The sequence below is a fragment of the Ignavibacteriales bacterium genome (assembly GCA_016700155.1).
Lineage (GTDB): Bacteria > Bacteroidota > Ignavibacteria > Ignavibacteriales > Ignavibacteriaceae.
Genome location: CP065001.1, coordinates 2,464,277 through 2,477,385 on the forward strand (window position 1 = coordinate 2,464,277; position 13,109 = coordinate 2,477,385).

The following is a 13,109-nucleotide window of genomic DNA, read 5'->3' on the forward strand; positions in this document are numbered from 1 at the left end:
CAACACTAAATTAATTTTATGGTTTAAATTTACGTCAAAATACAGTTGCAACCAAGATGAGTTATATCAGCGGCAATTGATCAGATCAGGAATTTATCTCTTTCTTCAGGGGTTGGAATACGGCATGCATCTTCCTTACCGAATAATTTATACCGGTTCCGAGCGATAAGATTATACACAGGATCACGAATAAATTTGGGAACGAAAATAAATATGTAAAGGAGATTCCATAATCCTCCCAATTCCCTGGCTACAAGCAAGCCTGCAGTTGATCTTTCAAAACAGCCTTTATCAGTAATTAGAAGAAAGGTGTCAATTTCATCCGGGTTCCTGTTGTACCTGGCAAGAAATGATTTTCCGGCATTCGACTGATAAGCAGCAAATAGGAATGTATTTTTTTTGTCGCGGCTGATTATAAAGTTCACCCAAAAGTTGCAGAAGTTGCAGACCCCATCAAAAATAATAACCTTTTTCATCGGGCAACTTCTTCCGGGAAAAGATCAGGATTGACTGTCAGTTTTACTAATTCAATTTTTACATAAGTCGCACGAACAATAAGGAAAGTATAATTCTCAATTGTAATTGTTTCACCTGAAGGCGGAATTCTTCCCACTTCGCTTGCGATAAATCCGCCAATCGTTTCATAATCACCCTGCGGAAAATTTAAATTATATTTTTCGTTGATAAGATCTATCTCAACTTTTCCGCTGATTAAATAAGTACCGGGAGCTGTTCTTCGGCAGATATCTTCTTCAACATCATATTCATCTTTTATTTCCCCAAATAATTCTTCAATAATATCTTCCATTGTTACAAGTCCTGCTGTACCGCCGAATTCATCAATGACAACCGCAATAGAAACACGTTTGGATAAAAATTCATTAAGTAATTCAAAACTTTTTTTCGTTTCAGGTACGAATAATATCTCACGTGTAATTTCTTTCAGACTTTTGGGTGAATTGAATAAATCATACGCAAGTATAACACCTTTTATGTTATCGAGGTTCTCCTCATACACAGGTAGTTTGGAATAACCTGAGTCAATAAAAACGCTTACAACTTCTTCTATACTTTGATCTATCTCCACTCCAACTATTTCGGTTCTTGGTCGCATCGCTTCATATACTCTTTGATCTCCCAGCGCGATTACTTTACTAATGATTTCACTTTCTTTTTTATCAACCGCTCCGGCAGTGTGGCTTTCTTTAACTAATGTTTCAAAATCTTCTTTACTGAATAACTGATTAATGTTTTCCGCTTTTACGTTTGATGATTGTGTCAGCTTTGCTGAAAGTGAAGAAGCAAGTCTTATTAGCGGATAAATAATGAACGAGAAAAGTCTGAGCGGAAGTGAGAAAAATAAAATCGTACTATCAGCCAGTTCTCTTGCCAGGTACTTTGGAACCAACTCACCGAAAATAAGCAGAATAAAAGTCGATACTAAGAGTATCTGGTATTCGTCCCAGCCAAATAGTGATGAAAGGATAATAGTACTTAATGAAGCAAGGGCAATATTAACAGCGTTATTGCCAATCAATATTGTTGAGAAAAATATATCAGGATTAGAAATGAAATACTGTGCGCTTCTAGCTGGCAGATTTTTTTTGCGCGCCCTGATTTCAATTTTAATTTTGTTGGATGTTATGTATGCCATCTCAGAGCTTGAGAAAAACGCGCTCAGAAAGATTAAAATGAATATGAGAACAAATTCACCCAGCATCAGTATGCCTTCTCGACTTTTATACCTCGTTCAATAACATCCGGCAATTCAGTGTCATCTCTAAATTGAATCGCAACATCAATAGAATCATCAGTATACAATTTTGAATTTATTTTCAACCCATCACCGGTTGTGAATTCAAAATTACAGACATAAACATCATTCCCTTTTAAGTCCTTTGAAATAATAATGATGGCGGGTTTAAATCTATCGATAATTTTTTCGTTCTGAAGGACAGCCACATATTCAATCATTGATGTGACTTCATCGAATGACAGCATTCCAATATATGCAGCATTGCCGTTCAAATAAAATTTCGGTTCTGAACCAGGCATTAAATTTAACCAGGCACTAACGTTTGTAATTTTCACAGATACAGGATAGTACGGCGGGCAGCACGTAAACCCAACAAACATCAAGGTTAAATAAACGTAGAAATATTTTATTGAAAAGTTTATCATTCTATTGAATAAGTGATGCGCGATAAATTATAAACGCAGTCACAAAAACATATATCAGAACCGTTGAGATCATAGCTTTATCAGTTAACATTATCTTTGTGGTGTTCTCACCCTTGTTATTCATATAAACAAGGAACATATACCTGAAAATTCCGAAGACAACAATCGGGGTTGTGTATATCAGATTTTCCGTATGAAAAACAGATACGGTTCTCTCAGCAACAGTGTAAAGCGCATAACATATAATAACCGCTGATGCAGATACAGTTGCCATCTGTGTAGTAAAATCAGTTGAATAGAATGCGAGTACTTTTCTTGTTTCAGGATTTTCTGAATTTTTAAACCTGATAAGTTCAGAGTGTCGTTTCATTACACCAAGAAAAAGTGAAATGAAAAGTGTAGTGAGAATCAGCCAGCTTGATATTTCAACGTCAATAATAAATGCCCCGCCGATAACTCTGAGCATAAATCCGGCAGCTATACTGAATATGTCAAGCAGTACAACGTGTTTAAGAAAAAAAGAATAACAGATATTAAGAAGAAGGTATGATCCCACACTTATAATGAAATAGAGATTGTAAAAAGTAAGGCTTGTGATAACAATTGCTGTTAAAACAACCGCAGCGGAAACAGCTCCTATCTTTGAAATTTTTCCTGATGCAATTGGACGGTTCTTTTTTTTAGGGTGAAGTTTATCTGCTTCAGCATCAACTGTGTCGTTAATTGTGTATACGATACTTGATGTTAGTGAGAAGATAAGAAAGCCTTCAAGAGCAGTTAAAAAATATCCGCTGTCAAAAAGTTTTTGTGCGAACATTATAGGAACAAATACAAACAGATTTTTTATCCATTGAGGAATACGGAATAAGGACAAATAATCTTTTATCATCAGAACACCGCCGTTTCTTCGTAAATACCGAACACTTCTTTTAGTTCACCAATCATTTCACCAAGTGTTACATAATTGCTTGATGCATTGATGAATTCAGGCATAAGATTTTTTCCATCTCTACCTGCTGATTTAATTGAAGCAAGGCTATCCTTAACAGCTTGCTGGTTTCTGCTCTGCCGTAATGCAGCAAGTCTTTTTTTCTGCATAATTTCTACTTCCGGCGAAATTGTGAGAATGGGGATATCTATCTTTTCATCTTTTTCGATAAACTCATTAACACCAACTATAAATTTTTCTTTTCTTTCAACTTCCTTCTGATACCTGTAAGCGGCATCAGCAATTTCTTTCTGGAAATAACCTGCTTCAATTGCGGGTATAACTCCGCCAAGTGAATCTATCTGATCAAAAATTTCATTTGCTTCTTTCTCCATTTTATCTGTTAACGCCTCTACATAATAACTTCCGCCAAGTGGATCAACAGTGTTTATCACTCCCGTTTCATAAGCAATTAATTGTTGTGTACGCAATGCTATCTTAACAGCTTTTTCACTTGGTAAAGCGAGTGTTTCATCCATTGAATTTGTGTGAAGCGATTGTGTGCCTCCAAGTACTCCGGCTAATGCCTGGAATGCTGTTCTGATAATATTGTTCTCAGGTTGCTGAGCGGTTAATGTGCAACCCGCAGTTTGAGTATGAAATCTTAACCACCAGCTTCTTGGATTTTTTGCACCGTATTTTTCTTTCATTCGTTTTGCAAAAATTTTCCTTGCTGCCCGGAACTTTGCTATCTCTTCAAAAAAGTCGAGATGTGAATTAAAGAAAAATGAAATCCTGGGTGCAAAATCATCTACATCCATTCCTCTTTCAATACAGGCTTCGATATAAGCAAATCCATCTGCAAGTGTGTAAGCTAATTCCTGTACTGAAGTTGAACCTGCTTCACGTATATGATAACCGCTAACTGAAACAGGATTCCATTGCGGAACTTCTTTTGTACAGTACTCGATCATATCTACAATAATTCTCATTGAAGGATGAGGTGGATAGATATATTCTTTTTGCGCAATGTACTCTTTAAGGATATCATTTTGTAAAGTTCCTCTAAGGTCTTTAAATGCTACTCCCTGTTTTTGTGCAACTGCAAGATAGAACGCAAAGATTATTGCCGCAGGAGAATTGATCGTCATTGATGTTGAAACTTTATCAAGAGGAATTTTATTGAAAAGTATTTCCATATCCTCAAGTGAAGAAATTGAAACACCGCATATCCCAACTTCACCTTCACTTAAAGGTGCATCAGCATCCCAACCCATTAATGTTGGAAGATCGAATGCAACTGATAATCCCGTTTGACCATGATTCAACAAGTAATGAAATCTTTGATTGGTATCTTCAGGGGAACCAAACCCCGCAAACTGACGCATCGTCCAGATCTTACCGCGGTAACCATTTGCATGTATTCCGCGTGTATAAGGATATTCACCCGGAAATCCGATCTCACTCAGATAATTAATATTTTCTATATCATCGGGACCATAAAGTACGTTAACATCTTTTCCGCTTACTGTTGTGAATTTCATCCCGGTATTTTTGGATGAAGCAGCTTTTACATCATATTCTTTTCTTCTTTTAGAATATTCGTTTTCGATCATATCAATCCTTTATTTTGTTGGTGTTGATGATGAAGTACTTTAACATCCCCTGAAGTTTTAATTTTTATTTCCATAACCATTTATGTTCTGCCGAAGCGTCTGTCAAATTCATCCATTGATATTTTCACTACTATAGGACGACCGTGCGGACACACGTACGGCATAGATGTAGCAAATAGTTGGTCTATCAATGTGCGCATTTCACGATCCGATAAAACATCGCCTGCTTTAATCGCGGTTTTACATGAGTATGATTTTGCAATGTTGTCGGTCTCTTCCATTTTTTTCTCTCTTTGATTTGTAAGATACTCATCAAGAATTTCTTTAAGAATTAATTCTTCAGAACCTTTTTTAACATCATCGGGAACACCTTCAATTACAACAGTGTTCATGCTGAAGAATTTTAATTCAAATCCCAATCTCGTTAAGAATGAGTTTAGCTCTTTTATCAAAGCCATAGTTGCGGGGTCAACCTGCATTGTAATTGGAAAAATTAATTGCTGGGAGAACGGAAGATTTGTTTCGATTCGTCGTAAAGCTTTTTCATAAAGTATTCTTTCATGTGCAACGTGCTGATCGATTATCATCAACCCGGTTTTTATTTGAGATAAAATATACTTGTTGTGAAGTTGAACAATAAAAACCGGTGATACAGCATCAGTTCTAAGGGACTCTGTCCGGGTAGGAGTATGCTGTAAGACTCTGCTTTCCGGTAAATCAAAAGGTCCCGGAATTGATTCAGTATCTTTGTTTCTTTCAATTGTATCAGGTATTGAGTTGAAGATTAAATCAATATCCTTATCAGAAAAACTTGTACGGGAATAATTTTTTTGTGTATTAAAATTTGGTCTGTCAGAAAAGTCTCTTGATTCAACTTTATTAAACGGATTAAAACCTAGTTTTTCCACTTCATTTTCTGTATGAGAAAATTCCAGTGAAGGCACAAGATCATGTGAACCAAGACTTTTTCTTATCACTGCAAGAACAAAATTGTAAATATCTTTTTCATTCTCGAAACGTATTTCAAGTTTTGAAGGATGGACATTCACATCAACTTTTGAAGGATCAAGCTGAAGAAAAATTATGAAGAAAGGGTAATCACCTTTTTCAAGAATGTTCTCGTAAGCCGTAAATACGGCATGATTAATTTGTTTACTTACAATATACCTGTTGTTCAGAAAAAGATATTGTTCTCCTTTACTTTTTCTTAACATAGATGGTTTGCCTATGTAACCGTAAACAGAGAGGAATTCGGTTCGCTCTTCAACAGGGATTAGTGCATCCATCATATTATCAGCAAATACTGTGGCTATTCTGTCTTCAAGACTGCCTGCAGTATGATTGAATATTACTTCATCATCATTATAAAATTTAAAAGAAATTTCCGGATGGCTAAGCGCAATTTTGTTGAATGTATCAATGATATGTTTTAATTCTGTCGCATCTGTTTTTAAAAAATTTCTACGTGCCGGGGTGTTATAAAATAAATTTTTAATCGTTACAGTTGTGCCTTTTGGGAATGACCCTTTTTCTTTTACTATCGTTCCCTGTTCGTCAATCTTTACAAGCGTACCTAATTCCTGCTCACGTGTTTCTGATCTTATTTCAAACTGGCTTACAGCGGCAATTGAACTTAACGCTTCACCACGAAAGCCTAATGTTTTTATTGCTTCAAGATCATTGTATGATTTTATTTTGCTCGTTGCATGTTTCTGAATGCACAATACGCAATCTTCTTCAGTCATTCCTGTCCCATCATCACTAACCTGAATAAGAACTTTGCCTGCACGCTTGATCATAACTTCAATCAGTTTTGCATCAGCATCAATTGCATTTTCAATCAACTCTTTGACAACTGATTCAGGACGTTGAACTACTTCTCCGGCAGCAATTTTGTTTGCAAGGTTTTCGGGTAATATCTGAATTTTAGAATTCATGCAATCTTTCGTACATACTTATAAATATCAAACTGTTCTGCATTTCCTATCAATTCTTTGGTCCATTCTTTTTCATTTATTTCCGGGAAGTGTACTTCACCTTCTGCTGAAAATTTCATATATGATAAAATCATTTCATCGGCAAATGTAATAGCCTGTCTGTATATTTCTCCGCCTCCTATTATAAATATCTTTTCAAATTTCGAATTACTGAGAAAATCAATTGCATCTTCAAGAGTTCTGAAAAATTTCAATTCATCAGTCTGTTGAAGAAAATCATTTTGTCTTGTTACTACTATGTTCAATCTTCCTTTGAGAGGTTTACCCAAAGTGTTAAAAGTTTTTCGTCCCATTACGACAGGGTGACCATATGTAGTATCCTTAAAATGTTTGAACTCTTCTTTGACATTCCATGGCATTTCACCGCTCGCTTTACCTATTACACCATTCTGAGCAATTGCAGATATGATTATAACTTTCAAACAGCAACCTCGAATTTAATTTTTTCAAGGTGATTATAGTTTATCAATTCAAAATCTTCAAACTTTAATTCATCAATCGGTTTCTTAGCTATCTTTAATTGAGGAAGCTGCATCGGAGTTCTTTTTAGTTGTTCTTTTAATCCTTCAAGATGATCAAATTTTTCCTGCGGGGTTCCTTTGTCAGCAACATAAATATGAGCATCAATAATAGTGTGAGCAAAAAATCCAGGTTCAAGTCCAACTTCCTGAGCAATGATCTGTGTTAATAAAGAATATGCAGCAAGATTAAAAGGAATTCCAAGAGCAATATCACCTGAACGTTGGGTTAGATGACAATTTAATTTTCCCTTTGAAACATTAAAAGCAAAAGTATAATGACAAGGTGGAAGTTTACTTATTACTGCATTTGCCGGATTCCATGCGGAGATAACTAATCTTCTTGAGTCCGGATTTTTTTTTATTTCATTAATTACCCAGCCTACCTGGTCAAATGTCAGTGAACCATTTCCCTCTTTTTTCACGAAAGGATGAGAATCATTTACATAAACTTCTCCATCAAGAACTGATTTACTTTCCGGAACAGGAAATCTTCTCCAGAATCTGCCATAAGCTGTTTGTAATCTTCCTTCATCATCAGCCCAGGCATCCCAGATTTTTGTATGCTGTCTTAAATTCCTGATATGATGATCGCCGGATAAGTACCACAACACTTCATTCAGCAAAGATTTCCATTCCATTTTTTTTGTCGTTAGAAGCGGAAATCCAAGTGAAAGATCTACTCTGTAAAAAGCAGAAAAATATGAAATGGTATCAATCCCGGTCCTGGAACTTTTTCTTACTCCATTATTAATAACAAGTTTTACAAGATCAAGGTACTGCTGCATTTACTTCCTGTATATGGGATTTTATTGATGAATTTGCGATTTAATTTAACAAAAAATGACCTAGCATAAAATCTATGAATCCATATCTTTTAAGATGATTTCACAAGCTTTCTGTATTCCGGATTCAAAATTTAGAATTGACTCAGACTCGTTTGTAAAAAAATCAAGCAACTGCATGGTTTTCACATTTGAAGGTAACATTGCTTTCATATCAGGGTCGACAATACCGGAGCATAAAAAAATACTATTGGTTTTATCGTGGAAAGTTTTAATCACTGAATATGCTCCTTTCCCAAGCAAAGATTGATCATCGAATTTCCCTTCTCCGGTAATAACATAGTCGTACTGGTTATTCACACAACCATTGAGGATTCTATTTATAATAAACTCATTTGATTGTTGGCAATCAGCATTTAAAAAAATCTGAAATCCAGCAGCTAAACCTCCTCCGGCACCAAATAGCACATCAGGTATACCTGATATATTATTACTTTGTAATAAGTTAATGATTTTACTAAAGCCCATTTCCATAACTGAAATCTCACCCGGACTTGCACCTTTTTGTTTGGCGAATTTATGTGTTGCACCGGATTTTCCCTGTAGTTGGTTTTCGACATCAAGAATACAAGTAATTTTACAAACTGATGAAATCTCTGAAATATCTATCCGGGCAACTCTATAAAATTCCTCCGGAACAATTTTAAGCCTTTGACCAAAATGATCGAATAGCTGGAGACCAAATTGGGAGCACATCCCCAAGCCAAGATCATTTATCCCGGTTCCCCCGATTCCTACGATAATCTGTTCCACTTCTAATTTATTTTCATCAATATCCATAAATATTTGATGAAGTAATTCCCCCATTCCTTTCGAAGAAAGTTTTATCACCTTTCTAAATTCAAGAGGAATTATGGAGAGTCCAAGAACTTTTGCGGATTCAATGTAAATAGTCTTTAATTCTTTTTGATATCCGACCTGAACATCAAATGTTGATTCATCATAAGGGGTTGTAATACGATAAGTCAACATTTCTAAATCATACTTTTGTGCACAAACTTTCAGGAAACCATCGCCCCCGTCCGAGATTGGACACGAGTCAATTTTTAAATTCTGATTTAGACTTAAATACTTTTCAAGTAATTTTGCTACTTCTATAGATGATGCACATCCTTTAAAACTATTTGGGGCAATGAGAACTTTTTTCATAGAAAGCTTTATACTTTTAGAGCAGATAACATTTCAGGTAAGGCTTTGAGAATAAGAGTGTGATCTATACCTCCTTCACCTTCAAACTTACATTTTTTAGGATCTCCCGGACATTTAATCTGGCAATAATCTTTTTCAGGAAAAATTATTTTTGAATTGTTACCTAGCGGACCCCAGAGTTCAGGTGAACAAGCAGGAAGAGGACAAAATACTGGAAGTGTGGGGATCTTAAGTGCTGCTGCAACATGCATTGGTCCAGTGCTTGCTGAAATAAGCACATCAAGGGAAGCTATTGTAATAATTAATTTTCTCAATGAGGTATTCCTGACAGGATACAAAACCCCAGGTAATTCATCAATCTCCTGAGGTACGTTATAATCCGTAACGACTGCCTGGACATTTTCATCCTTACTAAGTTTTATGATCAGCTTTTGATATTCATTCACAGAAAGGTTTGCTGTTGAGCCGCCGCTGGTTGAATTAACACCTATAATTCTTTTTCCTTTGTGCAGAGAGTTTCGAAAGTCAGATGCTTGTTGTATTTCTTCGGGTGATAAAAATATTTCAGGATTATTAGACTTTGTCTCAATTCCTATTTTCCGCAGCATATCAGAACAATAGTCAGCTTCGTGTCGGTTTTCGGTATACTTCATTCTGTCAACATATTTACTGAATGACAGGAACTGATAGAGTTTATGACCCACGCCTATCCTGATTGGAATCAAACTGAAAAATAAAATCCAGTTAATTCTTTCATCCGGCAAAAGCATAAATGCGCGAGTAAACTTATAACCGATTATTTCTTTTGCTAATTTCCAAAATCTTTTCGGGGAACCATTTTCATTTAATGTTATTATAGCATCTACATTGGGATTGTTCAGGAATATATCTTTTGTTTCCTCTCTAACTAACATTGCAACAAAACTATCAGGTCTTTCTGCTTTGATTTCTCTCGGTAGATGCGTCGATAAAACAACGTCGCCAATCCTGTCAGGTCTGCATATTAAAATTCTTAATTGAGGCATAAGTATTTTTTAGTAGTTTTCATTATGCAAAAGAATATAATAATAATTTCTTCAGGTCATCCTTCAATGGATGAAAGGATATTCTGGAAATTTGGATTAAGTTTATCAGGGAATGGATATAAGGTTCAGATAACAACATCGGTTGAAGAATTACATATTGTAAAAGAAAATATCACGATTAATTCATTTGACGGGCTAAATATAACCAAAAGAGAAAAGATTAACAGGTTCTTTAGTATTATTAAAGAGTTTGATGCTGACCTCGTAATATGCTGTGAACCGCTGCCGATATTAGCAGCGCATAAGTTCAGAAAAATTAAACGTTCCTGTAAAATTATTTCTGATATAACAGAGTGGTACCCATTTAGGAGTCATTACCAGGATTACTCAGGCTTAAAAAAAATTATTATGTATTTGGGACATTATCTGTTTAACATTTATGTATCAAATCTTACCGATCACATGATAATTTCAGAAAGATTAAAAGCAAAACCTTATGGAATTTTTGCGCCTTTAAAAAAACAGGCTATTATTGGTCACTTTCCACCAAAATCTTTTTTTAATTATTACCCGGTAACTTTTAAAAAAGATAAAATCACACTTTGTTTTGCAGGAACATTTTTAGAAGAGAGGGGTTTTTACAGGGTGGTTCGGCTCACTAACCTTTTAGCTGATAAATTTTGTGATTTCAAAATTATTCTTCTCCTCATTGGTAATTTTGAAAATGATTATGACAAAAATCGTTTTCATCAAATACACCTGCAAAAAAATATTGTAATAAAAATTAAAGAAAGAGTTGATTATAAACTTTATAGCGAACAGTTATCCGAAGCAGACATTTGTATTGACCTCCGTTCAAAAACTAAAATGCGTGATAAATCTATCCCAATAAAGATTTTTGATTATATGGCTTGTGGTAAACCGGTCATCTTTTCTAACGTAAAAGCATTTGATGATTTCCCGGAAATACTTGAATTCGGACACCTGGTTGAACCTGATGATTATGAGTCAATTATAACAATAATTGAAAAGTATTTTAGCGATCCTCGTTTACTTTCAGAACATTCTTATAATGCCCGTCAACTATTTGAAAATAAATTTAACTGGGAAATTAGTGAGAAGGTGTTACTAAAAATTATCGGAGATTTAATCCCTGCCTGAATAACTCAAACGTAACTAACCAATTCAAATCATAAACAAGTGCTTTGTTTCCTGAATAATAATCCTTTATAAGATTGTTGATGAAATTATGATCGTATAGCTCATAATTTTTTATTTCCTGAAAAGAGAACTGATCCCGTATAAATGCTTCAAGTTGATCGTAAAACTTGATAAGCCTGATTTTATTGTCATCCTTCTCTTTTCTTATCTTATTCAACAAATAAATTTTTATTGTTGATGATCCAAACGGATAAGGAGAGTTACCTTTTATTAATGGAATCTTACCCAACGATTTATTGTTGTCTAAAATTGTTCTGTACATCAATCTGCTGTTTGTCCTGAATTTATCTGGAAGAGAAAGACTTGCGGAAACCATTTCCGGTTGAGCGAATGGCATAAAACTCTGAATGAAATTATCAAGCCTGGTTTGTTCAGGCATAAAGTAGTTTGACAAACGGTAGTTTGCGATCAAAATATCCGGGAGGTATTTTTTTTTATAATCTCCTATGACAACATTATCAAACAAGTGTTTTAATTGTTCCGAAACGCCTGTTAACATTTTACCGGAAAATTCTTCTTTAAAAATATTTGGTTTGTTGACCTTTATCAGATCAATCAACTTATCCCACTTTTTTTGTTTTATTAAATCAAATCCCCAAACACGAAATTTTTTAAGGAACTGTTTACGTGCAAATTCCGCCATAGTGCCATCGATTAATACTTTATCGCTGAAATAATTATTTTCAAAACATCGCAGCTTAGTATAAGTTGATATCGGTTCGATCAACTCAGTCGAAGCAGCATATTCTTTATATTCATTTAATATTGTTTCAGTCAATGAAGAATCATCTGCCTCGATATGATTTATCTTGATACTAATTACATCCGCAATCTTCTTAGCTGTTTTTACATCAGGATCATCACTGCTTCCAACGGTGTGTACTAAAAAATCAATTTTATTTTGAAGCAAAACAGATAACATAAATCTGGAATCCAAACCACCCGATAAGCCCAATGTTAATTTCGAATTTCCATTCAACCTGATATTCAGAAACTCATTTAAATTTGATAAAAATTTTTCGGGCTGTGTTTCTGTAATTTGCTGCTTCCACAGTTCAGCTTTTATCTCCAACCCACCTTCGTTCAGAAAAGCTTTACTGTTAGGAGGTAATCTTTTTATATTTTTTATAAATGAATTATGTGACCACTGGTTGTAAGTAAACCATCTTGAACCAAATTCATTCAGATCCAGTTCAGAAGATTTTATTATGGAAGTAAGTAATGAAAGCTTCGTTGAAAAGAATGTTGCTTTGTTTTCCTGATAAAAGTAAACAGTTCTCAATCCAAATGCATCGTTACAAAACCTTAGTCCTCTTTCATCCCAATTGACGGATATAAAATGCCCTTGAAGTGAAGCAGGATTATCAAAATTAAATGTTTCAAAAAGTTTTTCATCTGTTAGTTGAATTTTTGAACTATCAGAGTTTCCGATAATAAATCCACAAATAATTATATTTTGATTTTTTGAGATATGACATGTTGAAATAGTGCCGCCAGTATAAAGGACTAATTTTTCTGTGCTGACTTTATGAAGATAGCCTGAACATAATTTTGCAAGAAGTTCTTTTTTATCTTCCTGCAAGTATCCAAAATAACCGGTTATCCAACTCATACAGTTAACAGTGGTGG

Annotated in this window: 12 protein-coding genes; 1 reads left to right on the forward strand and 11 read right to left on the reverse strand. The window is 34.7% G+C overall.

The annotated features are described in order from the left end of the window. Positions 1 to 80: 80 nt before the first annotated feature. From IPM56_10470 to IPM56_10515, 10 genes are all read right to left on the reverse strand, one after another. Complete coding sequence (locus IPM56_10470) at positions 81 to 476, reverse strand: DUF393 domain-containing protein (protein QQS34686.1); 396 nt, start codon at positions 474 to 476, stop codon at positions 81 to 83. Further along, a complete protein-coding gene (locus IPM56_10475) occupies positions 473 to 1,720 on the reverse strand; it encodes an HlyC/CorC family transporter (GenBank protein ID QQS34687.1) in 1,248 nt (415 codons plus the stop codon). Before IPM56_10475 ends, IPM56_10470 begins: the two co-directional genes overlap by 4 nt. Then, positions 1,720 to 2,181 carry a hypothetical protein gene (locus IPM56_10480; GenBank protein ID QQS34688.1) on the reverse strand — a complete coding sequence of 154 codons (462 nt, stop codon included), beginning with the start codon at positions 2,179 to 2,181 and terminating at the stop codon, positions 1,720 to 1,722. Before IPM56_10480 ends, IPM56_10475 begins: the two co-directional genes overlap by 1 nt. Before the next feature lies 1 nt (position 2,182). Further along, complete coding sequence (locus tag IPM56_10485; protein QQS34689.1) at positions 2,183 to 3,070, reverse strand: decaprenyl-phosphate phosphoribosyltransferase; 888 nt, start codon at positions 3,068 to 3,070, stop codon at positions 2,183 to 2,185. Next, the gene (locus IPM56_10490; protein QQS34690.1) at positions 3,070 to 4,725 is read right to left on the reverse strand and encodes a methylmalonyl-CoA mutase family protein; all 1,656 of its coding nucleotides are present in this window, start codon (positions 4,723 to 4,725) and stop codon (positions 3,070 to 3,072) included. Before IPM56_10490 ends, IPM56_10485 begins: the two co-directional genes overlap by 1 nt. An 80-nt stretch (positions 4,726 to 4,805) precedes the next feature. Next, a complete protein-coding gene (gene mutL / locus IPM56_10495; GenBank protein QQS34691.1) occupies positions 4,806 to 6,662 on the reverse strand; it encodes a DNA mismatch repair endonuclease MutL in 1,857 nt (618 codons plus the stop codon). Continuing rightward, the gene (locus IPM56_10500) at positions 6,659 to 7,144 is read right to left on the reverse strand and encodes a dihydrofolate reductase (GenBank protein ID QQS34692.1); all 486 of its coding nucleotides are present in this window, start codon (positions 7,142 to 7,144) and stop codon (positions 6,659 to 6,661) included. Before IPM56_10500 ends, mutL begins: the two co-directional genes overlap by 4 nt. After that, entirely contained in the window at positions 7,141 to 8,028 is an 888-nt protein-coding gene (gene thyA / locus IPM56_10505; protein ID QQS34693.1) for a thymidylate synthase, read from the reverse strand. Before thyA ends, IPM56_10500 begins: the two co-directional genes overlap by 4 nt. A gap of 72 nt (positions 8,029 to 8,100) precedes the next feature. Further along, on the reverse strand, positions 8,101 to 9,234 hold the full coding sequence (locus tag IPM56_10510) for a glycerate kinase (GenBank protein ID QQS34694.1): 1,134 nt from the start codon (positions 9,232 to 9,234) through the stop codon (positions 8,101 to 8,103). An 8-nt stretch (positions 9,235 to 9,242) separates the two neighbouring features. Continuing rightward, positions 9,243 to 10,259 (reverse strand): glycosyltransferase family 9 protein, encoded by a 1,017-nt coding sequence (locus tag IPM56_10515; GenBank protein ID QQS34695.1) that lies wholly within the window; start codon positions 10,257 to 10,259, stop codon positions 9,243 to 9,245. A gap of 24 nt (positions 10,260 to 10,283) precedes the next feature. On the opposite strand from IPM56_10515, the gene IPM56_10520 reads away from it, so the two are divergent. Beyond that, positions 10,284 to 11,420: a glycosyltransferase gene (locus tag IPM56_10520; GenBank protein ID QQS34696.1), complete on the forward strand. Its 1,137-nt coding sequence runs from the start codon at positions 10,284 to 10,286 to the stop codon at positions 11,418 to 11,420. On the opposite strand, the gene IPM56_10525 is transcribed toward IPM56_10520, so the two are convergent. Then, on the reverse strand, positions 11,395 to 13,092 hold the full coding sequence (locus tag IPM56_10525; GenBank protein ID QQS34697.1) for a hypothetical protein: 1,698 nt from the start codon (positions 13,090 to 13,092) through the stop codon (positions 11,395 to 11,397). The two genes, IPM56_10520 and IPM56_10525, sit on opposite strands and share 26 nt — an antisense overlap. Positions 13,093 to 13,109: the final 17 nt, after the last annotated feature.